The 21,389-nt window shown below is 63.7% G+C and carries 22 protein-coding genes; 3 read left to right on the forward strand and 19 right to left on the reverse strand.

Annotation, left to right across the window (positions count from 1 at the left end):
- The 10 genes from phnE to phnG form a co-directional block, all read right to left on the reverse strand.
- Entirely contained in the window at positions 1 to 975 is a 975-nt protein-coding gene (gene phnE, locus LC343_RS01360) for a phosphonate ABC transporter, permease protein PhnE (protein WP_223475291.1), read from the reverse strand.
- A gap of 69 nt (positions 976 to 1,044) precedes the next feature.
- The gene (phnD, locus tag LC343_RS01365) at positions 1,045 to 1,953 is read right to left on the reverse strand and encodes a phosphonate ABC transporter substrate-binding protein (RefSeq protein ID WP_223475292.1); all 909 of its coding nucleotides are present in this window, start codon (positions 1,951 to 1,953) and stop codon (positions 1,045 to 1,047) included.
- Positions 1,954 to 2,051: 98 nt separating this feature from the next.
- On the reverse strand, positions 2,052 to 2,891 hold the full coding sequence (gene phnC, locus LC343_RS01370) for a phosphonate ABC transporter ATP-binding protein (RefSeq protein ID WP_223475293.1): 840 nt from the start codon (positions 2,889 to 2,891) through the stop codon (positions 2,052 to 2,054).
- 237 nt (positions 2,892 to 3,128) lie between these two features.
- Positions 3,129 to 3,746, reverse strand: a complete 618-nt coding sequence (locus tag LC343_RS01375; protein WP_223475294.1) for a DapH/DapD/GlmU-related protein — start codon at positions 3,744 to 3,746, stop codon at positions 3,129 to 3,131.
- A complete protein-coding gene (gene phnL / locus LC343_RS01380) occupies positions 3,743 to 4,447 on the reverse strand; it encodes a phosphonate C-P lyase system protein PhnL (RefSeq protein ID WP_223475295.1) in 705 nt (234 codons plus the stop codon). Before phnL ends, LC343_RS01375 begins: the two co-directional genes overlap by 4 nt.
- A 14-nt stretch (positions 4,448 to 4,461) precedes the next feature.
- Entirely contained in the window at positions 4,462 to 5,238 is a 777-nt protein-coding gene (phnK, locus tag LC343_RS01385) for a phosphonate C-P lyase system protein PhnK (RefSeq protein ID WP_223475296.1), read from the reverse strand.
- Positions 5,235 to 6,137, reverse strand: coding sequence for an alpha-D-ribose 1-methylphosphonate 5-phosphate C-P-lyase PhnJ (locus LC343_RS01390; protein WP_223475297.1), 903 nt, complete (start codon positions 6,135 to 6,137; stop codon positions 5,235 to 5,237). Before LC343_RS01390 ends, phnK begins: the two co-directional genes overlap by 4 nt.
- Entirely contained in the window at positions 6,134 to 7,237 is a 1,104-nt protein-coding gene (locus LC343_RS01395) for a carbon-phosphorus lyase complex subunit (RefSeq protein WP_223475298.1), read from the reverse strand. Before LC343_RS01395 ends, LC343_RS01390 begins: the two co-directional genes overlap by 4 nt.
- Positions 7,238 to 7,239: 2 nt before the next feature.
- A complete protein-coding gene (gene phnH / locus LC343_RS01400) occupies positions 7,240 to 7,848 on the reverse strand; it encodes a phosphonate C-P lyase system protein PhnH (RefSeq protein ID WP_223475299.1) in 609 nt (202 codons plus the stop codon).
- Positions 7,848 to 8,312, reverse strand: coding sequence for a phosphonate C-P lyase system protein PhnG (gene phnG / locus LC343_RS01405; RefSeq protein ID WP_428982483.1), 465 nt, complete (start codon positions 8,310 to 8,312; stop codon positions 7,848 to 7,850). Before phnG ends, phnH begins: the two co-directional genes overlap by 1 nt.
- 104 nt (positions 8,313 to 8,416) lie before the next feature.
- Between phnG and phnF the strand changes: the two genes are divergently transcribed.
- Positions 8,417 to 9,163 carry a phosphonate metabolism transcriptional regulator PhnF gene (gene phnF / locus LC343_RS01410; protein WP_428982484.1) on the forward strand — a complete coding sequence of 249 codons (747 nt, stop codon included), beginning with the start codon at positions 8,417 to 8,419 and terminating at the stop codon, positions 9,161 to 9,163.
- Between the two features lies 1 nt (position 9,164).
- Here phnF and LC343_RS01415 read toward each other — a convergent pair whose 3' ends face one another.
- From LC343_RS01415 to LC343_RS01435, 5 genes are all read right to left on the reverse strand, one after another.
- A complete protein-coding gene (locus tag LC343_RS01415) occupies positions 9,165 to 9,953 on the reverse strand; it encodes a crotonase/enoyl-CoA hydratase family protein (RefSeq protein WP_223475301.1) in 789 nt (262 codons plus the stop codon).
- Positions 9,954 to 9,957: 4 nt separating this feature from the next.
- Positions 9,958 to 10,839: a hydroxymethylglutaryl-CoA lyase gene (locus tag LC343_RS01420; protein ID WP_223475302.1), complete on the reverse strand. Its 882-nt coding sequence runs from the start codon at positions 10,837 to 10,839 to the stop codon at positions 9,958 to 9,960.
- A complete protein-coding gene (locus tag LC343_RS01425; RefSeq protein WP_223475303.1) occupies positions 10,821 to 11,495 on the reverse strand; it encodes a glutathione S-transferase family protein in 675 nt (224 codons plus the stop codon). Before LC343_RS01425 ends, LC343_RS01420 begins: the two co-directional genes overlap by 19 nt.
- Positions 11,492 to 13,480, reverse strand: coding sequence for an acetyl/propionyl/methylcrotonyl-CoA carboxylase subunit alpha (locus tag LC343_RS01430; RefSeq protein WP_223475304.1), 1,989 nt, complete (start codon positions 13,478 to 13,480; stop codon positions 11,492 to 11,494). The genes LC343_RS01425 and LC343_RS01430 overlap by 4 nt, the downstream gene beginning before the upstream one ends.
- A gap of 68 nt (positions 13,481 to 13,548) precedes the next feature.
- Positions 13,549 to 14,070 (reverse strand): O-acetyl-ADP-ribose deacetylase, encoded by a 522-nt coding sequence (locus LC343_RS01435; protein ID WP_223475305.1) that lies wholly within the window; start codon positions 14,068 to 14,070, stop codon positions 13,549 to 13,551.
- 147 nt (positions 14,071 to 14,217) lie between these two features.
- Here LC343_RS01435 and LC343_RS01440 point away from each other — a divergent pair, with 147 nt between their 5' ends.
- Entirely contained in the window at positions 14,218 to 15,411 is a 1,194-nt protein-coding gene (locus LC343_RS01440) for a glycosyltransferase family 87 protein (RefSeq protein ID WP_223475306.1), read from the forward strand.
- Here the strand turns inward: LC343_RS01440 and LC343_RS01445 are convergent.
- The 4 genes from LC343_RS01445 to LC343_RS01460 form a co-directional block, all read right to left on the reverse strand.
- Complete coding sequence (locus tag LC343_RS01445; RefSeq protein ID WP_223475307.1) at positions 15,401 to 17,008, reverse strand: carboxyl transferase domain-containing protein; 1,608 nt, start codon at positions 17,006 to 17,008, stop codon at positions 15,401 to 15,403. The two genes, LC343_RS01440 and LC343_RS01445, sit on opposite strands and share 11 nt — an antisense overlap.
- 93 nt (positions 17,009 to 17,101) lie before the next feature.
- On the reverse strand, positions 17,102 to 17,830 hold the full coding sequence (locus LC343_RS01450; RefSeq protein ID WP_223475308.1) for a flavodoxin family protein: 729 nt from the start codon (positions 17,828 to 17,830) through the stop codon (positions 17,102 to 17,104).
- A 13-nt stretch (positions 17,831 to 17,843) separates the two neighbouring features.
- Complete coding sequence (locus LC343_RS01455; RefSeq protein ID WP_223475309.1) at positions 17,844 to 18,317, reverse strand: lysozyme inhibitor LprI family protein; 474 nt, start codon at positions 18,315 to 18,317, stop codon at positions 17,844 to 17,846.
- A complete protein-coding gene (locus LC343_RS01460; protein WP_487345353.1) occupies positions 18,314 to 19,462 on the reverse strand; it encodes an isovaleryl-CoA dehydrogenase in 1,149 nt (382 codons plus the stop codon). The genes LC343_RS01455 and LC343_RS01460 overlap by 4 nt, the downstream gene beginning before the upstream one ends.
- Positions 19,463 to 19,585: 123 nt before the next feature.
- On the opposite strand from LC343_RS01460, the gene ggt reads away from it, so the two are divergent.
- Positions 19,586 to 21,388: a gamma-glutamyltransferase gene (ggt, locus tag LC343_RS01465; protein ID WP_223475311.1), complete on the forward strand. Its 1,803-nt coding sequence runs from the start codon at positions 19,586 to 19,588 to the stop codon at positions 21,386 to 21,388.
- Position 21,389: the final 1 nt, after the last annotated feature.

Consider the following 21,389-nt stretch of genomic DNA (forward strand, 5'->3'; position numbering starts at 1 on the left):
TCAGCGTCCGAATTCGAAGGCCTGCTTGCCGACGAGCTTCTTGCGCAACCAGGCCGAAAGCTGGTCCACGCAGATGATCGTGACGAACAGGAGAAGGATGATGGCGAGCGTCTTGGCCTCGTGGCCGCGGCTGATCGAAAGCCTCAGCGCCTCGCCGATGCCGCCGGCGCCAACCGCGCCGAGAATGGTCGAGGCGCGCACATTGATCTCGAGGCGGAGCAGGAAATAGCTGATGAAGTTCGGCATGACCTGCGGCACGATGCCGAACCAGACGCGCTCGAACCAGTTTCCGCCCACCGCGCGCAGGCCCTCGTCGGGCTTCATGTCGGCGTTTTCGACGACCTCGAAGAACATCTTGCCGAGCGCGCCGATCGTGTGGATCGCCACCGCGATCATCGCCGGGATTGGCCCCAGCGAGAAAATCGCCAGGAAGAAGCCCGCAATGACGATTTCGGGAAAGGCGCGCAGGATTTCCATGAGGCGGCGCACAACAAAGCGCAGCCAGCGCGACCCCGTCAGGTTCTTCGCCGCGATGAAGCTGAAGATGAAGCCGAACGTGAAGCCGATCAACGTCGCGAACACCGCGATGTTCAGCGTTTCCAGCATCTTGTAGAAATATTCCGGAACGTAGAGGTTCTCGGTGATGTAGACCCGGCCGACCGGGTAATTGTACTGCAGACTGCCGGTGTCGTAGGGGCTCGGCAGGTCGAACAGGGCGCGCCAGACTTCCCACCCGTCACGCGGGATCAGGTCGCCGACGAAATCGAAGAAATGCGGCAGGCGATCGAAAAACTTGCCCGCATTGGTCTCGTTGGCGAACCACAGCGACGCGACCAGCGCGATCGCCAGAGCGACAAGTCCGCCGATGGTGTAGAGTCGCCTGGTGGCGTTGAGGTCGCGCCAGTGACGCTCGACGTCATAACGCCCGTCCCCGCTCACATAGGCGCCATGCGCGGATGCATCTGTCACGGCCATCGATCAGATCCGAAAGAGGAAAAAGCCGCCGCGGCCCGGAAGCCGCGGCGATCGGGAAGGTCGTGGACCTTACGAGCCGATCTTCGCCTTGCGAGCGGCGATGATGGTCTCATAGAAGGACTGGTCGACGTCGACGAAGCCCTTGTAGTCGCCGCCCTGGATGGCGGAGAAACAAGCCGGATCGGATTCCGGAAGCGCCTTCATCCAGGAGATGAACTTGGCGCGGACGTCCTGGTCGAGCTTGTTCGAAACGACGATCGGGCCGTTCGGGATCAGCGGAGACTTCCAGACTTCGACAACGTCGTTCATGTCCAGAAGGCCCTTGTCGACCATCTTGCGGATGTTGCCCGAGGTGTAGCCGTCGGCATAGTCGCCAACGCCCGACGACCAGGTCACGGCGCCGTCGAAATTACCCTTCAGCATCTCCAGAACGACGTTCTCGTGGCCGCCGCCGAAACCGGTTTCACCGAAATAGTCCTCGACCTTCGCACCAAGCTGAGCCGGCAGGGCGACAGCCGGGACGAGGTAGCCGGAGGTGGAGTCCGGATCGGCGAAGCCGAGCTTCTTGCCCTTCATGTCTTCCAGCGTATTGATGCTGGAATCCTTGCGGGCGAGCATGATGGAATAATAGCCGGTCGCACCGTCGGTCTGAACCGTGGTCAGGACCGGATCGACCGCGTCCGGATCGGTCAAATAGACCTTGGCGTAACCGGAAGCGCCGAGCTCGGCGTAATCGAGCGTGCCGCCGAGCAGGCCCTGGATCGTGCCGTCATAGTCGGCAGCCGGGAACAGCTTGACTTCCTTGACGCCGATGGCTTCCGGAAGCTGGTCGACCAGGCACTGGAAGTTGCGCAGGCGGTCGGCTTCGTTTTCACCGCCGAGGATGCCGATACGGAACACGTCCTGTGCCTGTGCGGAAACGGAACCGGTCGCGATGGCGGCGACAGCGGCGGTTGCGAGAAGGAGTTTCTTGAGCATTTCGTCTCTCCTGTTTGGGGCAAGCCCCCGATTGATGGTCGTTCGAAAAACGCATCCGCGCGACGCGACCGACATCGCGCGAAATCCTTGTCTCTCCGTCAGGGCCGCGCAGCGGCCACTTCCGGTTCGGGTTTGGGCGTGACCTTGTCGCGGCCCGCACCGAAGCTCGTCGAGGTGACCGCCTCCGAGAACGCCTCCTCCAGCGCATCCGCGCCGTAGATGCGCCGCGCGGCGGCTTCGGTCAGATCGTCTGGCGTACCGTCGAACACCACCTCGCCGCCCGACATGCCGATGATGCGCTCGCAATAGGCGCGCGCGGTGTCGAGCGTGTGCAGATTGGTGATGACGGTGATGCCGTCGCTCTGGTTGATGTCGCGCAGCGACTGCATGACGATCTGCGCGTTGCGCGGATCGAGCGAGGCGATCGGCTCGTCTGCCAGGATCACCTTCGGCTGCTGCATCAGCGCGCGCGCGATGGCGACGCGCTGCTGCTGGCCGCCCGAAAGCGTGCCGGCCCTCTGCATGGCAGTCTTCGCGATATCGAGGCGCTCCAGCGAGGCGATCGCCATGGCGCGTTCCTCGCGAGTGAACATGTTCAGAATGCTCGACAGTGTCGAGCGATGGTTCAGCCGGCCAAGAAGCACATTGGTCAGCACGTCGATGCGCGGCACCAGGTTGAACTGCTGGAAGATCATCGCGCAGTCGCGCTGCCAGTTGCGCAGCGTCTGTCCCGAAATCGACGATACTTCCGCGCCCTCGAAAACGATCCGGCCCTCGGACGGGTCGATCAGGCGATTGATCATGCGAAGAAGGGTCGATTTGCCGGCGCCCGATGCTCCGATGACGCCGACCATCTGGCCGGAGGGGATCGTCAGGGAGACGGACTTGACGGCCGCATTGGCGCCGAAACGGCGAGTCACATTCGTGATTTCGAGCACTGGCGAACCCCGCGTTCCGACTGTTCCATCCGGGGGTCTAAGCGGCTTGGATCACCGCAAAATGTCAGTTCGATATCAATTGCGTGACACTGTACGGTCGCTTGTGGACGAACTTCAGCCCGCCCTTTTTCGCGGCATTCCGGGCTTTTCCGGGTGATCGACAGACAGAGGCACAGCCGGATGTCATCCGACTGTCAACAAAATCGGCGGATCAGGCAGTTACGCTGCGGAAATGATTCAGGTGGATTCGTATTTTTCCAGAAATTCCTCGATATCGAGGCTCCGGAAATCGTCCAGCGAAGCGCGCAGCGCCGCGTGCTCCCAGTCCCACCAGGCCAGCGCCTGAAGTCGCTCGGCGATAGCTTTGGGAAAGCGTTCGCGGATCGGTCTTGCCGGCACGCCGCCGACGATTGTGTAGGGCGCCACGTCCTTCGAGACGACGGCCCCGGCCCCGATCGCCGCGCCGTCGCCGATGGTCACACCCGGAAGCACGGTCGAACCGTGGCCGAACCAGGTGTCGTGGCCAACGGTCACCATGTTCTCGCGCCGCCATTCGAAGAACTGCTCCTCGTTGGAGGCATCCGCCCAGTAGTCGCCCGCACGATAGGTGAAATGATGCAGCGTCGGCCGCCACGTCGGATGGTTGGTCGCGTTGAAACGCACATTCGATGCGATATTGGCGAATTTGCCGATCCGTGCGCACCAGGCGCTGCAGTCCTGCATCATATAGGAATAGTCGCCGAGTGCCGTCTCGTGCACGCGGCAACGTTCGGCGATTTCGGTATAGCGACCGAGCGCCGAGCCCGTCACCTCGGCGGTCGGGTGAACCAGCGGTTCTTCGGAGAGCCTGGTCACGCGGCCTTCGCCGCCGCGAATTGCGTCACGTCGATGACCGCGTCGGCAACCTCGTCGCGCACGTCCTGATCGTGGAAAATGCCGAGAAGCGCGACATGCGCCGCCTTCTTCTCCGAGATCATGTCGATCACCACCTGCCGGTTTTTCGCATCGAGCGAAGCCGTCGGCTCGTCGAGAAGCAGAACCGGGTGATCCGTGATGAAGCCGCGCGCGATGTTCACACGCTGCTGCTCGCCGCCGGAGAAGGTCGCTGGCGGCAAATCCCATAGCGTTTCGGGCAGGTTCAGCCGCGAAAACAGCTCCGCCGCCCGGTCGCGCGCCGCCTGAGGATCGGCGCCTCGCTGGACCAGCGGCTCGGCCGCGACGTCGAGTGCGGAAACTCGCGGCACGACGCGCAGGAACTGGCTGACATAGCCGATCGTGTCGCGCCGCACCGCCAGGACAGTTCGCGGGTCGGCGCTGGCAAGATCGACGTAGTCACCGGCGTGCTTGATCAGGATCTGACCGCGCTCGACGCCATAATTGCCGTAGAGCATCTTCAGAATGGAGCTCTTCCCTGCACCCGACGGACCGCCGAGCACGGCGCACGCACCCGCCTTCAGCGAGAAATCGACATGCTCGACCACCGGGATAACGATCCCGCCGCGCAGATGCATAACGAAGCTTTTGGAAACATCGGAAACGACGACAGGCGTGGGCATCGTTGCGCTCCTTCTCAGACTTGCAGGATCGAGGACACGAGGAGTTGCGTGTATGGCGCGCGCGGATCGTCCAGCACCCGGTCGGTCAGTCCGGTCTCCACCACCTTCCCGTCCTTCATCACCATCATGCGATGCGACAGCAGGCGGGCGACCGCGAGATCGTGGGTGACGACAACGACCGCGAGGCCGAGATCGTTGACGAGACCGCGCAGAAGGTCGAGCAGGCGCGCCTGGACCGAGACGTCGAGACCGCCGGTCGGCTCGTCCATGAAGACGAGACGCGGCCCGGTGACGAGATTGCGCGCGATCTGCAGCCGCTGGCGCATGCCGCCCGAAAAGGAGCGCGGCTGGTCGTCGATGCGATCCTCGGTAATCTCGACGCGGCCGAGCCAGTCGGCCGCCGTCTCGCGAATGTTCCCGTAGTGGCGCTCGCCGACGGCCATCAGCCGCTCCCCCACATTGGCGCCTGCCGAGACACTCATCCGCAAACCGTCGGCCGGGTTCTGGTGCACGAAACCCCAGTCGGTGCGCATCAGGAAACGCCGTTCCGCCTCGCCCATCCGGTAGAGATCGCGGAACTGGCCGTCGCGCATGCGATAGCTGACGGTGCCGGCGGTCGGCATCAGGCGCGTGGAGATGCAGTTCAGCAGCGTCGTCTTGCCCGAGCCGGATTCGCCAACGATGGCGAGTACCTCGCCTGGCCACAATTCGAAGCTGACATCCTGGCATCCGATCCGGCTGCCGTAGAACTTCGAAACCCCGCTGACGCGCAGGAGCGGTTCGTCACTCATTCTGCCGCCTCCATCGCTTCGCCGGAGAGATGGCCGCGATGGCCCTCGGCTCGGCGCTCTTCGCAAAAATCGGTATCGGAACAAACGAACATCCGCCCGCCCCGATCGTCGAGGATCACCTCGTCGAGATAGACGCCATGCGCACCGCACAGCGCGCACGGCTCCTCGAATGTCTGGATCTCGAACGGATAGTCCTCGAAATCGAGGCTGACGACATTCGTATGCGGTGGCACGGCATAGATGCGCTTCTCGCGCCCCGCCCCGAACAGCTGAAGAGCATCCGACATGTGCATCTTCGGATTGTCGAATTTCGGCGTCGGCGACGGGTCCATCACGTAGCGTCCTTCAACCTTGACCGGATAGGCATAGGTGGTGGCGATATGGCCGTTGCGGGCGATGTCCTCGTAGAGCTTCACATGCATCAGCCCATACTCGGCAAGCGCGTGCATCTTGCGCGTTTCGGTCTCGCGCGGTTCGAGGAACCGCAAAGGTTCGGGGATCGGCACCTGGTAGACGAGGATTTGGCCTTCCGTGAGTTTTTCCTCGGGGATCCGGTGGCGCGTCTGGATGATTGTCGCCTCGCCGGTCCTAGTCGTCGTCTCGACATCGGCAACCTTGGCGAAGAAGGCGCGGATCGAAACAGCATTGGTGGTATCGTCCGCGCCCTGGTCGATGACCTTGAGCGTATCGTCCGGGCCGATGATCGAGGCCGTCACCTGCACGCCGCCCGTACCCCAGCCATAGGGCATCGGCATCTCACGGCTGGCGAACGGCACCTGGTAACCCGGAATGGCGATCCCCTTGAGGATCGCGCGCCGGATCATCCGCTTGGTCTGCTCGTCGAGATAGGCGAAATTGTAACTCGCCAACCCGTCCTCGATTTCGGTCTCCAATGTCATTCCGCCGCCTCCGGCATGGCCTCGTCTCCGCCCTGTTTGCGCGCATGTTCGCCCCGCATGCGGCGCACCAGATCCAGTTCGGCCTGAAAATCGACATAGTGCGGCAGCTTCAGATGCTCGACGAAGCCCGTCGCCTGGACGTTGTCGGAATGCGAGATCACGAATTCCTCGTCCTGCGCCGGCGCGAACTTGTCCTCGCCGAGTTCATCGGCGCGCAGCGCCCGGTCGCATAGGGCCACCGCCATCGCCTTGCGCTCCGACTGTCCGAAGACCAGCCCGTAGCCGCGCGTGAATTGCGGCGGCGCCTTGGCCGATCCCTTGAACTGGTTGACCATCTGGCACTCGGTAACGCGGATGCGCCCGAGTGAAACCGTCAGACCCAGTTCAGGCATCCTGTATTCGACCTCCACTTCGCCGATGCGGATTTCACCGACGAAGGGATGCGAGCGGGCATAGCCGCGCTGTGTCGAGTAACCGAGCGCAAGCAGGAACCCCTCGTCGCCCCGCGCCAGCGCCTGCAGCCGTGTATCGCGGCCCATCGGAAATTCCATCGGCGTGCGCGTCAGGTCGCCGATCTCCTCGCCTCCGGTCTCGCCGTCGGCTTCGATCAGCCCTTCCTGCGCCAGGATGTCGGACACCCGCATCGCCGGAACGCCGTCGCCCTCGCGCGCTTCCGGGTCGTCCGGCGCATCGTCGCCGGCGAGGGACGGATCGAGCAGTCTGTGCGTGTAGTCGAAGGTCGGCCCAAGCATCTGGCCGCCCGGCAAATCCTTGTAGGTCGCCGAGACACGCCGCTCGACCTGCATCGCGCCGGTATCGATCGGCTCGGAATATCCGAAGCGCGGCAGCGTCGTACGATAGGCGCGCAGCAGGAAGATCGCCTCAATCAAGTCGCCCCGCGCCTGCTTGATCGCCAAAGCCGCGAGTTCGCGGTCGTAAACCGAGCCTTCGGCCATCACCCGGTCGCAGGCCAGCGCAAGCTGTTCGGCGATCTGGCCGAGTGTCAGAGACGGCAGAGAACGGTCGCCCCGCCGCCGGTCGGCGAGCAGTCGGTGCGCATTGCGAATGGCGGCCTCGCCGCCCTTGACCGCGACATACATGGCTAGGCCTCCCCGTTCCCGATCCGCGTGGTGCGTGGCAGGCAGGCGATCGCATCCGGAGCGGCGAGAACGAGATCGAGCCCGCGCGGATAGAGATCGTTGATCGCCTGCCACTGCATCTCGAAATGGCCCGGCAATGGGCGCGGCGCGATGCTGTTCGTCGTCCTGATGCCCGGGCCGGAAAGCCTCAGCACCGGACCATCGGACAAAGATGCCATCTGCAGGATTACCGTCGTCGAACGATCCGGATACTCCTGCGTACCGAGCGCGAAGCCGGTCAGCGGCGGCAGGTGTGCCGGGTTGGACGCAATCGCGAAAACGGCATCGGACGGCATCTGCGCGAGCGGCGCGCCCGTATGGAAAGCGAGCCAGCCCGCAACGGCCTCGTTCTTCGCCATTTCCGCTTCGAGCCAGACCGGCGTGTCGCCATCGGCCAGTGTTAGCGCCACTGCGGCGGCGGCAGCGTTCAGCGGCGCCGGCGGGCTGATGCCCGCGTCTATCGGGAGTACCGAGCCGGGCCGCGCCATCGCGTCCATCACAGCGCGAAACACCGATTGCGACGCGAAAACCGGATCGGCGAAACCGCCTTCGACGATATGTGCCGTTGCCATCAGTCTTCTCCGCGAACCATGGTGAAGAAATCGACCTTCGTGGCCGCCGTCTCCGCCTTGCGCTTCGCATCGCGTTCGGCGAGCGCGGCGGTCAGCGGCGTAACGATCTCCTGGTCGATTTTCGAAGCCATTTCATTGTCTTGCGCCAGCGCGTCGAGAATCGCGATCAGCTTGGCCTTGAGCCTGTCGCGCCCCAGCGTCACGGCGTGACCGACCGCACCATTGTCCAGGCGTACGGTGGCGCGGGTCGCGGTCGCCTCGCCGAAGTTGAACGGGGAGCCGCCACCGCCGATACGCCCGCGCAGCGCGATCAGCCCGGTTTCTGGGCCGCGCACCATCTCGCAGGCCGGGTCGATCCCGAGCCCGTTCCACAGCGTCAGCAAATCCTTCCCGTCGGCCAGCGCCAACGCGGACAGCCTTTGCGCGCGCGTCTCCTCCACCGAATTGTCCGTCATCGCATTCATGGTCCGGTTTCGCATCTATATTTGTCTATTGATATAGACAACTAAACATATTAGACACCTAGCCGTCTGCGGTGACAAGAGTGTGACAGGATGCGCGAAAAGGATTGCAGGATTTGACAGGTGCACTGCTCGAACGGAAATCCGGCGTGGCGCTTTGGCGTCAGATCGCGGATCTGATCCGCTCCGATATCGCCACCGGAAGCGCCGCCAAGAACGACCGCCTCCCCCCGGAAATGGAACTGGCTGGGCGCTACGGCGTCAATCGCCACACGGTGCGCGCCGCCATCGCCGCGCTCGAGCAGGAAGGCGTGCTGCGCTCCGAGCAGGGTCGCGGCACCTTTATCCGCCGCCGCAAGCGGCTGAGCTATCCGATCGCCAAACGCACGCGCTTTTCCGCCGGTCTGGGAACGCAGGCTGGAACGACGCGCACGCGCCTGCTCCAAAGCGGCGAAGACGCTGCATCGCAAACGGTTTCGGAAAACCTCGATATCGCTCCGGATACGCCGGTCATTCGGCTCGATACGGTCAGTGAGGCCGATGGCGTGCCAGTCTCACGCGCAACCTCATGGTTCGACGCCAACCGGTTCGCAGGAATCGACAAGGCTTTCGAAGAGCATGCTTCCATCACCAGGGCGCTCGCCGCCTGCGGCGTGACGGACTATGTGCGCAAATCGACCGTCATCGAAGCGCGTCACGCCTCGACCGAGGATATCGACCTGTTGCGCCTGTCGGCCGGCGCCATCGTCCTGGTCACCCGCGCGGTCAACGCCGACGCCGACGGCCGCCCGATCCAGTATTCGGAAACGCGCTTCGCCGCCGACCGCGTGGAACTGAAGATCGAGACCGACTGACCTACCCCTTTCGCCAGGGCGGTGTTTCCTTCGCAAAAAACGCGGCAATCCCTGCCTGCGCTTCCCCGGTTTCCCAGCGGTCCGCCAGCGCGTTTGCGGTCATCTCCGCCTGTTCCGCCGGATCGGGACCGGCAAGCTTGCGCGCCAGCGCCTTGGCGTCAGCGACGGCGCCCGGCGCGCAAGAAAGGAAAGCCGTCGCCTCTTCCTCCACGGCGGCGTCCAGTTCCCCATCCGGCGCGACCCGTGCGACCAGCCCGCAGCGCAATCCGAAGTCCGGCTCAAAGGGCTTGGCGCTGAAGAAGACCTGTCGTGAGAAAGCCGGGCCCAGCTTGGAGACCACAAAGGGTCCGATCGTCGCGGGAATCAACCCAAGACGCGTTTCGGTCAGCGCGAATTTCGCATTACCCGCCGCAACGACGATATCCGACACGGCCATCAACCCAAGGCCGCCGCCATAGGCAGCCCCCTGAACGCGCGCGATGACCGGCTTCGACAGCGCGTTCCATGCGCCGAGCATGCCGGCGAGCGCCCGCGCCTCCGCCATTTTGCCCGCGCGGTCCTTCCCCGCCTGCTCGCGCATCCAGCCAAGATCGCCACCGGCGCAGAACGTCTTCCCCTCGCCGGCAAGGATGATGGCGCGGATAGCGGCATTGCCGGCAAGCTCCACGGCCGCCTTCGTCAGCTCGGCGATCATTCGGGCATTCATCGCATTGTGCTTGTCCGGTCGGGCAAGCGTGACCGTCGCAATGCCGCGTGCATCCGTTTCCACCCGGATCGTCTCGTATCCCATCACGTCACTCCCTCGCAGGCACCGTGGCGATCTCTTTCGCGAGATAAGCTTCTGCCGCCGCCAGATTGTCCATGTCGATGCCGGTCTCCCAGCCATCCGCCGCCAGCATATCAGCAAGCGCTGTGGTCGAGACATTGCCCTTGGCGCCCGGCGCATAGGGACACCCGCCGAGTCCGCCAACGGCGCTGTCGAAGGTCCTGAGCCCGAGACCGAGGCTGGCCCGTACATTGTCGAGCGCCCGGTTGTTGGTATCGTGGAAATGACCGGCAAGACGGTCGGCCGGAACAGCCTCCAGCACCGCCTCGAGCATGGCCGCGACCGTGTCTGGCGTACCGTGGCCGATCGTGTCACCAAGTGAAATCTCGTAGCACCCCATTTCCGACAGCCGTGCCGCCACGTCGCGCACCGCTTCCGGGAGTATCGCGCCCTCATAGGGGCAAGAGACAACACAGGAGACATAGCCGCGCACCGGAATGGCCGCGCGCTGGGCGGCCTCCACGATCGGCATGAACCGTTCAAGGCTTTCGGCGATGGAACAATTGATATTCTTCTGGCTGAACGTCTCCGAGGCCGCGCCGAAGATCGCCACCTCGTCCGCCTTCGCGGCGACGGCGCGCTCGAACCCCTTGAGGTTCGGCGTCAGAGCCGCATAGCTGATGCCCGGCCTGCGCCTGATTCCGGCGAGAACCGCCTCCGCGTCCGCCAGTTGAGGCACCCATTTCGGCGAGACGAAACTCGTCGCCTCGATCCTGTCGAACCCGGCGTCGGACAGGAGATCGATCAGTGCGATCTTCTTGTCCGTCGGGATCACGGCCTTTTCGTTCTGCAACCCGTCACGCGGGCCGACCTCGTAGATACGCACCCGGCTCACGCCGGCACGTCCCATACGGGATAGAAGTCGCGGTCGAACAGCTTCGGATCACCATCGTTCGGAAGCGACGCCTTGAAAGCCGGCCGCGCGGTTATGCGGCCATACCAGTCTCCGACATGAGGGAAATCGTCCAGCGATGCGTAATGCGTCCCCATGAAGACGGCCTGCCCGACCGCGATGTCCACAGCGGAAAAACCGGAGGAAAGCAGATACCCGCGCCTCTCGCCGGGTTCGGACAAGCGCGCCTCGATCGCCGCGAAACACTTCTTCAGTCGCGCCGCCTCGAGCTTCATCACGATCGGAGACCGCATGCTGTCCTCGTAGAGCGCAACATGCTGCTGCGTCAGCGCGGCGGTATGCTGGCTAATCGTCTCCGCGAAATGCAGCCATGTCAGCCACTCGGCGCGCTCGGGATCGCCCGGAAGACGGCCCAGACCGGCATCGGGAAAGCGCTCGCACAGATATTCCATCATCGCGCCGCTCTCGAACATGGTGGCGCCGTCGATTTCGAGCGCCGGAACGCGCCCGGCGGGCGACACCGCCAGATAGTCCGGCTTGCGCAATGTCTTGTCGAACGAATGGACGACAAGTTCGAATGGCACGCCGAGTTCGTTGAGCAGCCACAGCACCCGCATGGACCGCGTTTCATGGCAATGATGCAGCCGGATCAAGATCCGGTCTCCTCGAAACGCAGCAGAACCGCGCCGCCATCCACGGTCTCGCCCTCGGCGCAGAAGATTTCCGCCACCAGCCCGGCGCGCGGGGCGGTCAGGCTTGTCTCCATCTTCATCGCTTCCAGGACGACCAGTTTGTCGCCCTTGTCCACGGCGACGCCTTCACGCGCGGTCACCGCGCGCACGATACCCGTCATCGGCGCGAGTATCGCATCGCCAAGATCGCCGTGATGCGCGGCGACAGCAAGCGGGTCGGGCATCAGCAGGTCATGCGCCACGCCGTCCATCAGGATCGATATCTCCGTGCCCTCGATCCCACGCCAGACTGCGATATTGGCCTCGATCATTGCTCCGGTGGCCCCGGTCCGCGCGGAAACCTTCGTGCCTTCGCGCACGATGCCACGCAGCCGCACGGTCTCTGCGCCCCCCTCAAGCACGACCGAACCGTCGCCTGGAAGGAGAAGCCGGCGCTTCAGTTCCTCGCCCCCGTGCATGAAACGAACGGGGTGCGATGCGTCGCCCCACAAGCGCCAACCGGCAAAGCGCGCGGCCGGATCGAGCTCAAGCGCCGTCACCGCAGCCAGCGCGATCGCGGCCTCGGTCAGCGGTTCGGACACGATCAGTGCAGAATTTTCCCGGTCGATCAGGCCCGTATCCACCTCGCCCCGCGCAAAGCCTTCATGTGAGGCCAGCGTCGCGAGAAACGCCGCATTGGTCACCGTTCCCGCCACATGCGTTCCGCGCAGTGCCGTGCCGAGTTTCGAAAGGGCCTCGTCACGCGTTTCGCCGTGGGTGATCACCTTGGCGATCATCGGATCGTAGAAGGGGGTGATCGCGTCGCCGGAGCGCACGCCGGCATCGTTGCGCGCATTTTGGTCGAAGGCCAGGTGATGCAGCGTCCCCGTTGCCGGCAGGAAGCCGTTCGCCGGGTCTTCCGCATAAAGCCGCGCCTCGAATGCATGTCCGCTGATCGCGATATCGCCCTGGGAAAGCGGCAGTGTCTCACCCGCTGCTACGCGCAGTTGCCATTCGACGAGGTCCTGTCCCGTGATAGCTTCAGTCACCGGATGCTCGACCTGCAGCCGCGTGTTCATTTCCATGAACCAGAAGCCGTCCGACCGAAGCGGCCCCGAGCCGTCGGCGATGAACTCGATCGTGCCGGCGCCCGAATAGTTGATCGCCTGCGCTGCCTTGACGGCCGCCTCGGTCATCGCGGCGCGAACGTCATCGGTCATGCCCGGCGCGGGCGCTTCCTCGATCACTTTCTGGTGGCGGCGCTGCAGCGAGCAGTCGCGCTCGAAAAGATGGACGACATTGCCGTGACTGTCGCCGAAGACCTGCACCTCGATATGGCGCGGTGTGGCGACGTATTTCTCGACCAGGACTCGGTCGTCGCCGAAGGCGGATTTCGCCTCCCGCTTCGCGGCCCCTAACGCATCCTTGAACGCCCTCTGATCGTCGACCTTGCGCATACCTTTGCCGCCGCCGCCCGCACGCGCCTTTATGAGCACCGGATAGCCGATCTCATTGGCCTTGGCGGCCAGCACGACGACCTCCTGTGCTTCGCCGTGATAGCCGGGCACCACCGGCACGCCGGCTTTCTCCATCAGGCGTTTGGCGGCGTCCTTCAGGCCCATGGCGCGGATCGAATCCGCAGAAGGCCCGACGAAGACGAGCCCAGCCGCCTCGACCGCCTCCACAAATTCCGGGTTTTCCGAAAGAAAGCCGTAGCCCGGATGGATCGCCTCGGCGCCGGTCCGTTTCGCTGCCGCGATGATCGCATTCGCGTCGAGATAGCTATCGGTTGCCGGTGCCGGCCCGATCCGCACGGCTTCGTCGGCCAGCTCGACATGCAGCGCGCGCGCATCCGCATCCGAGAAGACTGCCACCGTCTTCACGCCGAGCCGGCGCGCCGTCGCAATGATCCGGCAGGCGATTTCGCCGCGATTGGCGATAAGCAACTTCGAGAAAGGCGGTTTCATGCAGTCGGTTTATCGTGCCGGCGGAGCGGAGCAAAGCCGCAAATTCATCCGTCGGTGTCCGGTTGCGGTCAGAGCCGGGCGATCGCGGCGCGATGCAGATCGGCCGAGGCTGCGCTGAAACAGCAAAAGGTCACGCTTTCGATGGAAACGTGATGCTCCAGCACATCGGCAACCGTACGCACGGCGATCTGGGCCGCTGGCTCCGCCGGATAGCCGTAGACACCGGTCGAGATCGCCGGAAAAGCGATTGTCACGCAGTCATTTGCGGCAGCGAGTTGAATCGAATTGCGATAGCAGGCGGCAAGCAGTTCCGCCTCCCCCTCATCGCCACCGCGCCAGACCGGACCGACAGTGTGGATGACGAACCGCGCCGGAAGATCGTAACCGCCGGTGATCCTCGCCTCGCCTGTCGGGCAACCCCCGAGCGTGCGGCATACGGCGAGCAGCTCCGGCCCCGCCGCGCGGTGGATCGCCCCGTCCACGCCACCCCCGCCGAGAAGTGAGGAATTGGCGGCGTTGACGATAGCATCGACGGTGAGCGTCGTAATGTCGCCCTGGTATACGGACAGACGGTCGGCTCCACTCATCATGCGATCCTTCTCCGCTTGAGACTCCCCCGACCTTTCGGTATGGACCGACAAGCCTCGCGCGGAAAGCTCCACCAAATGACGTTTCGTATACTCGCCCCCGATCTGCGACGCCCCCGCGACATGTTGATCGTTGGAATATGCGTTGTCATGACCCTGTATGTCATCTTTCCGGAGGTTTTGGGCGACGGAAAGACCAAAGACTTCCCGCTCTGGTTCAGGGTCGGTCAGACTGTGATCTCCGGTGGACCGCTCTACGACTCGCCCGACTTTCTTTACACGCCATTTGCAGCGATCCTGCTGGCGCCCATCACTGTATTCGGCAAGATACCTTTCTATCTTTTGCTGCTCCTGGCGAACTCGCTGGTGCTCTGGATGGCGGTTATCCTTTCGCAAAAGCTGGCCCAGGGCGATCGCTCGATGCCGCAATGGGCCAATCTTGTTCCCATACTAATCACCGCCCCCTTGGCGATCGAAAATTTCGATCTCGGCCAGCCCAATATCATCCTGCTCCTTGCCATGCTGATCGGTTTCTACGCCCTTCAGCGTGACCGGCCGGTTCTGTCCGGCGCGGCTTTCGCATTCGCCGTGGCGGTGAAGGTCTTTCCGATTGCAGTGCTGCCCTATCTCATCTGGCGCAGGCACTGGCGCGCGACAGCCAGCCTTTCCATCTTTCTCGTAGTCTTCCTCGTCGCAATTCCCTCTCCGATCCGGGGCGTCGAACGGAACCTCGACGAATTGAACACATGGGCTGTTGCGATGGTCGGCTCAGAGGACGGTTTCGGCCAGCGGGAATCGCAGAACTGGTCGTGGAAAAACGCGTCGATTTATGCCCTGACGCACCGCATCGTCCGCCCGATCAACTATTTCGCGGTCTCTGAGGGTTCCGAGCCTGCCTACATGAACCTGTTCGAACTCAGCTATGATCAGGCAAATCTCGTCGTGCTTGCAGTGGCCGCCCTTCTGGGGCTTGCATTCGTGGCTGTCATGGTCCCGCGACGGCACATGAATCCGAGGGCGTATGCCGACGAGATAGCGATATTGATTTGCCTGATGACGATCGTCTCACCTCTGGCGCGTACCTACTATTTCGTCTGGCTGCTCTTCCCCCTGACGGTCCTCGTGCAGCGGATTGTGGACGACGGCCGGCCGAAGTTTCGTCAAATGGGGTTCGCCGCGCTTGGCGCGATCGGGCTGCTGACGATACTCGCAGTGTTCAAGTCGGCGCAGGCTTACGGGGTCAACACGATTTCCACTTTGCTTCTCGCAGCAGCGCTGGCAGTCTTCATGCGCAGGCCCGATCCGGAGATCGATAGCAGCTCCCGCGTGTGCGTCACATCCTGAACACGCCGAACGTCGTCTCCTCCACGGGCGCATTGAGCGCCGCCTTCAGGCTCAGCGCCACCACGTCGCGCGTTTTGCGTGGATCGATGATGCCGTCGTCCCACAGCCGCGCCGAGGCGTAGAGCGGGTGCGACTGGCGCTCGAACATTTCGAGTGTCGGCCGCTTGAACTCGGCTTCCTCTTCCGCCGACCATGTGCCGCCCTTCGCCTCGATACCCGCGCGGCGCACATTGGCCAGCACGCCTGCCGCCTGCGCCCCGCCCATCACCGAGATGCGGGCATTCGGCCACATCCAAAGGAAACGCGGCGAATAGGCCCTGCCGCACATGCCGTAATTGCCGGCGCCATAGGAGCCGCCGATGATCACGGTCACCTTCGGTACGGCCGCCGTCGAGACAGCCGCCACCAGCTTCGCTCCATCTCGCGCGATGCCGCCGGCCTCGTATTTCGAGCCGACCATGAAGCCCGTGATGTTCTGCAGAAAGAGCAGCGGAATCTTGCGCTGGCAGCACAGCTCGATGAAATGCGCGCCCTTCAGCGAGCTTTCGGAAAACAACACGCCATTGTTCGCGAGGATCCCGACCGGCACGCCATCGATATGGGCAAAGCCGGTGACCAGCGTCGTGCCGTAGCGCGGCTTGAACTCGGAGAACTCCGATCCGTCAACGATCCGCGCGATCACTTCGCGGACGTCGTAAGGCGTTTTCGTATCGGCCGGAACGATACCCATGATGTCGTCCGCCGGATAAGCCGGTTCGCACGGGGCCGCAAGCGCGACGGACGGCGCGGGCGCCGGACCGAGGTTGCCGACGATCTCGCGCGCCAGCGCAAGCGCGTGGTCATCGTTTTCCGCGAGATAATCGGCGACGCCGGACAGCCGCGTATGCGTATCGCCGCCGCCCAGGGTCTCGGCATCGACCACCTCGCCTGTCGCTTCCTTCACCAGAGGCGGACCGGCAAGGAAGATTGTGCCCTGGTTCTTCACGATGATGGTCTGGTCGCTCATCGCCGGCACATAGGCGCCGCCCGCCGTGCACGACCCCATGACCACCGCGATCTGCGCGATGCCCTTCGCGCTCATGCGCGCCTGGTTGAAGAAGATACGGCCGAAATGGTCCTTGTCGGGGAAGACCTCATCCTGGTTCGGAAGGTTCGCGCCGCCGCTATCGACCAGGTAGATGCAGGGTAGCCTGTTCTCCTCGGCGATTTCCTGGGCGCGCAGATGCTTCTTGACCGTCAGGGGAAAATAGGTGCCCCCTTTCACCGTCGCGTCGTTGACGAGGATCATGCAGTCACGACCGGCGATACGGCCGATTCCTGCGATCGCGCCCGCAGAGGGAATGTCGTCCTCATAGACGCCGCTCGCCGCGAAAAGCCCGACCTCCAGGAAGGGAGAACCCGGATCGAGCAACCCGGCGAGCCGGTCGCGCGGTAACAGCTTTCCGCGCTTGACGTGACGTTCGCGCGAGGCTTCCGAGCCACCGCGCATGATCCGCGCCGCCTCCGCCGCGATCGCCTCATACTGCGCTTCCATCGCCGCGCGGTTGGCGGCGAATTCCGGCGACGCATGGGCGACGGTGGACTGGATGACGGTCATGGCAGATATCTTCCCCCGGTTTTCTCCGCTTTAGCAGGCGCCGCCAGCCGACGGCTAGCCCGGAAAATGACACGAACGATCAGCAAAGCCGACTCATCGATACTCGGGATTGGGATGGTCGAACCGCCGGCCGTCATTCCATTCGGGGACCGAATTGCCCTCCGCCGGAATACCGCCCGCGTCAGCGAGCATCTTCGCCATGTGCATCAGGTTCCAGGTCATGAAGGTCAGGTTGCGCTTCGTGAAGTCGTTGTCGAAACCGGCGCGACCGCCATCCTCCATCTCGTCGCCATAGGACGGTCCCGGCCCTGCCTCGCCGATCCAGCCGCAATCGGCCTGCGGCGGGATCGTGTAGCCGACATGCGCCATCGCGTATTGGCAGGTCATCGCCGCATGCTTGATGCCGTCCTCGTTGCCGGTGACGATGCAACCGCCGGTCTTGCCGTAGAAGATGTACTGGCCCTTGTCGTTGCGCTGGCCGGAATGGGCATAGAGCCGCTCGATGATGACGCGACAGATCGAACTCTCCTCGCCGAGCCAAAGCGGCGTCCCGATGACGAGGATGTCGGCTTCCGCCACCTTGGGCCAGAAGACGTCCGGCCAGTCATCGACCTTTGCGCCATGCTCGCGCATGTCGGGATAGACCCCGAATGCGATGGCGTGATCAGCGGCGCGCAGATAGGAAACCTCGACCCCGTTCGCCTCCATGATCGCCATCGAATCGCGCATCAGCGTCTCGGTGTGCGATTGGCCCTGCGCACTCGATTTCAGCGTGCAGTTGATGAACAGCGCCTTTATCCCGTTGAAATTGTCTCCGGCCATTTTCGGCTCCTTCTCATTCGAAATCCTCCGAGCGCATGGCCCAGTCATCGAGAAGGATAGTGCGTTCCGCCGCCAAGTCCCGCAGACACGCAGCCTGCCATTCAGCGGAGGCGGAACCGGAATATTGGTAGAAGAAAGCGCCGGTGGCGTTGCATTGCGCGTCCCGATAGGTCGCCCATGCCGCCTGGGCTGCCTCGGTTTCGGCGACAATATCCGGCTTGGACCGGGCGCGAAGGACATCCAGCCTACCTTCGCCGACGCGCATCCAGGCATCCGCCTCGCGAAGCATGCAATCGGCGGCGCTCCCGGGACCTTCGGCACGGCCGCAATCATCGGAGACTGTTCCGATGCACTCATGAGCCGTCATCGAAACATCGCCGCCTGCACGGCTCAGGCAGCTTTCGATCTGCCCGATATCGCGACTCTCGGCGACCTCCGCCGCTGCCGGCGCGACAAAGAAGAAGGCGAAGAAAACCAGTCGCCTCACTTCGTCTCCTCGAAGAGCTCCCGTCCGATCAGCATGCGCCGGATTTCGCTGGTCCCCGCGCCGATCTCGTAGAGCTTCGCGTCGCGCAGCAGCCGGCCGGCCGGGTAATCGTTGATATAGCCGTTTCCGCCGAGGCACTGGATCGCGTCGAGCGCCACCTGCGTCGCCTTCTCGGCCGCATAGAGAATGCAGCCGGCGGAATCCTGCCGGCTTGTCTCGCCGCGATCGCAGGCCGCCGCCACGGCGTAGACATAGGCGCGGCACGCATTCATCGTCGTATACATATCGGCAAGCTTGCCCTGCATGAGCTGGAAGGTACCGATCGGCTTGCCGAACTGCTCGCGCTCGTGGACATAGGGCACCACCACATCGAGCGCGGCGGCCATGATGCCGACCGGCCCCGCCGCCAACACCACACGTTCGTAGTCGAGCCCGGACATCAGCACATTGACGCCCTTGCCCTCCTCGCCGAGCACGTTCTCGAACGGCACCTCGCAATCCTCGAAGACCAGTTCGCATGTGTTGGAGCCGCGCATGCCGAGCTTGTCGAGCTTCTGCGCCGTGGAAAAACCAGCCATCTCCTTTTCGATCAGAAATGCGGTGATTCCGCGTGAACCCGCGTCGGGATCGGTCTTGGCGTAGACGATCAGCGTCGAAGCATCCGGCCCGTTGGTTATCCACATCTTGTTGCCGTTGAGCACATAACGGTCGTTTCGCTTCTCGGCCCTTAGCTTCATCGACACGACATCGGAGCCCGCGCCAGGCTCGCTCATCGCCAGCGAACCGACATGCTCACCGGAAATCAGCTTCGGCAGGTATTTCGCCTTCTGCTCCGGCGTACCCCAGCGGCGCAACTGGTTGACGCAGAGATTGGAATGCGCGCCGTAGGAAAGCCCGACCGAGGCCGACGCCCGGCTGACCTCCTCAACCGCAACGCAATGGGCGAGATAGCCCATCGCCGCGCCGCCATCTTCCTCAGGCACCGTGATACCGTGCAAGCCGAGCGCACCCATCTTTTCCCATAGATCCATCGGAAAATCGTTGCTTGCATCGATTTCGGCGGCGCGCGGCGCGATCTCCTCGGCGGCGAAGCGGCGCACCATCTCGCGCAGCGCCTCGATCTCCTCGCCCAATCCGAAACGCATCGTGTGATCGAACATTGCCAGTCCTCCCTGTCACGCCATTTGCATACCGCAAGCGGCCAAAGGCAAGCCTTGCCAAAGTCACATTTCGGGGGGCGTAGTGTCGCGACTGGAAGGAGATCCCCGATGAGAAAAACTTTCGCCGCCGCAACCGCACTCGCGCTCGTGCATTCATTCCCGGTTCATGCCCAGGAGGCGGCCGACGCCGTCGCGCCCGAAGGCGGAGCCACGGGGTTCATCTCCGTCACCTCCGAGAAGATCCGCGACGCGCAGGACGCCAAGGCCGCAGGCAAGCCGGTCGAAGCGAAGAATTGGATGGTCGCCGCCGCCAACCCGCTGGCAGTCGAGGCCGGTGCGAAGGTCCTTGCGAATGGCGGCTCGGCCGCCGACGCCATGGTCGCAGTCCAGTCCGTCCTCGGCCTTGTCGAACCGCAATCGTCGGGCATGGGCGGCGGCGCTTTCCTTGTCTGGTACGACGCGAAATCCGGCGAGGTCACGACCCTGGACGGGCGCGAAACCGCTCCCCTGGAAGCCACGCCGACCCTGTTCCAGGACGAAAACGGCGATCCGCTGAAATTCTTCGATGCTGTCGTCGGCGGCCGTTCCGTCGGCACGCCGGGCACGCCGATGCTGATGGAGGAAGCCTGGAAGCGCTGGGGCAAGGCCGAATGGTCGGACCTCTTTACCGACGCGATCACGCTCGCCGACCGGGGATTCGAGGTCTCTCCGCGACTGGCAAGCCTTGTCGCCGCCGACACGGACCGCTTGTCGCGTTTCGCCACGACAGCGAACTACTTCATGCCGGGCGGACGCCCTCTCGAAGCCGGTATGCGGCTCCAGAACACGGCTTATGCCGACACGCTGCGCACCTTCGCAGAAGGAGGCGCGGATGCATTCTATTCGGGCGCTATCGCCGAGGCCATCGTCGACACGGTTCGCAATGCCGAGGGCAATCCGGGCGTCCTTTCGCTCAAGGACTTCGCCACCTATTCGGTGAAGGAGCGCGACGCCATCTGCGCACCATACCTGCAATATGATGTCTGCGGCATGGGACCGCCCTCCTCCGGCGCGCTGACGGTCGGCCAGATCCTCGGAATTGTCGGAAATTTCGCCATCGACGATCCGAAGGACGCGGACACTTGGCGGATGATCGGCGACGCATCGCGTCTCGCCTTCGCGGATCGCGGCCGGTACATGGCCGACAGCGATTTCGTGCCGATGCCGGTGAAAGGGCTCATCGATCCGGCCTATCTGGAAGAGCGCGCCGGCATGATCGAGGGCGATCGCATGGATCCCGGCAAGGCGCTGGAGAGCGCCGAGCCCGGCATGCCCGCCTTCGACCACGCCATGCTGCTCGGAGACGATCAGTCGATCGAGTATCCGTCTACCAGCCACATCTCCATCGTCGACGCGGCAGGCAATGTCCTGTCGATGACGACGACGATCGAGAACGGCTTCGGCTCGCGGCTGATGACCAATGGCTTCCTGCTCAACAACGAACTGACGGACTTCTCGTTCGCCACTCAGGACGACGGCAAGCCCATCGCCAACCGCTTAGAACCGGGCAAGCGGCCGCGCTCCTCGATGTCCCCCACCATCGTCATGCACGAGGGTAACCCCGTTCTGGCCATCGGTTCACCGGGAGGCAGCCGCATCATCGGCTATGTCGCGCAGGCGATCCTGGCGCATCTGACCTGGGGCATGGATGTCCAGCAGGCGGTGTCCATGCCGCATGCGCTAAACCGCTTCGGCACCTTCGATCTCGAGGAAGGCACCGATATCGCGACGTTGCAGCCAGCCCTGGAAGGGCTCGGCTACAAGGTTTCGGTCCGCGAACTCAATTCCGGACTGCACGCGATTTCCATCGGACCTGACGGCCTGAGGGGCGGGGCGGACCCGCGCCGCGAGGGCATCGCGCTCGGCGAGTGAG

Source organism: Oricola indica (assembly GCF_019966595.1).
Lineage (GTDB): Bacteria > Pseudomonadota > Alphaproteobacteria > Rhizobiales > Rhizobiaceae > Oricola > Oricola indica.

What these genes read in the sequence shown, in the direction of transcription:
- phnG (WP_428982483.1), bottom strand. Translation starts at nt 8,312, where the DNA reads ATGAATGCGATGACGGACAATTCGGTGGAGGAGACGCGCGCGCAAAGG.
- LC343_RS01440 (WP_223475306.1), top strand. Translation starts at nt 14,218, where the DNA reads ATGACCCTGTATGTCATCTTTCCGGAGGTTTTGGGCGACGGAAAGACC.
- LC343_RS01460 (WP_487345353.1), bottom strand. Translation starts at nt 19,462, where the DNA reads ATGCGTTTCGGATTGGGCGAGGAGATCGAGGCGCTGCGCGAGATGGTG.
- LC343_RS01435 (WP_223475305.1), bottom strand. Translation starts at nt 14,070, where the DNA reads ATGATGAGTGGAGCCGACCGTCTGTCCGTATACCAGGGCGACATTACG.
- phnH (WP_223475299.1), bottom strand. Translation starts at nt 7,848, where the DNA reads ATGGCAACGGCACATATCGTCGAAGGCGGTTTCGCCGATCCGGTTTTC.
- ggt (WP_223475311.1), top strand. Translation starts at nt 19,586, where the DNA reads ATGAGAAAAACTTTCGCCGCCGCAACCGCACTCGCGCTCGTGCATTCA.
- LC343_RS01395 (WP_223475298.1), bottom strand. Translation starts at nt 7,237, where the DNA reads ATGTATGTCGCGGTCAAGGGCGGCGAGGCCGCCATTCGCAATGCGCAC.
- phnK (WP_223475296.1), bottom strand. Translation starts at nt 5,238, where the DNA reads ATGAGTGACGAACCGCTCCTGCGCGTCAGCGGGGTTTCGAAGTTCTAC.
- phnD (WP_223475292.1), bottom strand. Translation starts at nt 1,953, where the DNA reads ATGCTCAAGAAACTCCTTCTCGCAACCGCCGCTGTCGCCGCCATCGCG.
- LC343_RS01415 (WP_223475301.1), bottom strand. Translation starts at nt 9,953, where the DNA reads ATGGGATACGAGACGATCCGGGTGGAAACGGATGCACGCGGCATTGCG.
- phnL (WP_223475295.1), bottom strand. Translation starts at nt 4,447, where the DNA reads ATGCCCACGCCTGTCGTCGTTTCCGATGTTTCCAAAAGCTTCGTTATG.
- LC343_RS01445 (WP_223475307.1), bottom strand. Translation starts at nt 17,008, where the DNA reads ATGACCGTCATCCAGTCCACCGTCGCCCATGCGTCGCCGGAATTCGCC.
- LC343_RS01420 (WP_223475302.1), bottom strand. Translation starts at nt 10,839, where the DNA reads ATGGGACGTGCCGGCGTGAGCCGGGTGCGTATCTACGAGGTCGGCCCG.
- phnE (WP_223475291.1), bottom strand. Translation starts at nt 975, where the DNA reads ATGGCCGTGACAGATGCATCCGCGCATGGCGCCTATGTGAGCGGGGAC.
- LC343_RS01450 (WP_223475308.1), bottom strand. Translation starts at nt 17,830, where the DNA reads ATGGCCGGAGACAATTTCAACGGGATAAAGGCGCTGTTCATCAACTGC.
- LC343_RS01430 (WP_223475304.1), bottom strand. Translation starts at nt 13,480, where the DNA reads ATGAAACCGCCTTTCTCGAAGTTGCTTATCGCCAATCGCGGCGAAATC.
- LC343_RS01390 (WP_223475297.1), bottom strand. Translation starts at nt 6,137, where the DNA reads ATGACATTGGAGACCGAAATCGAGGACGGGTTGGCGAGTTACAATTTC.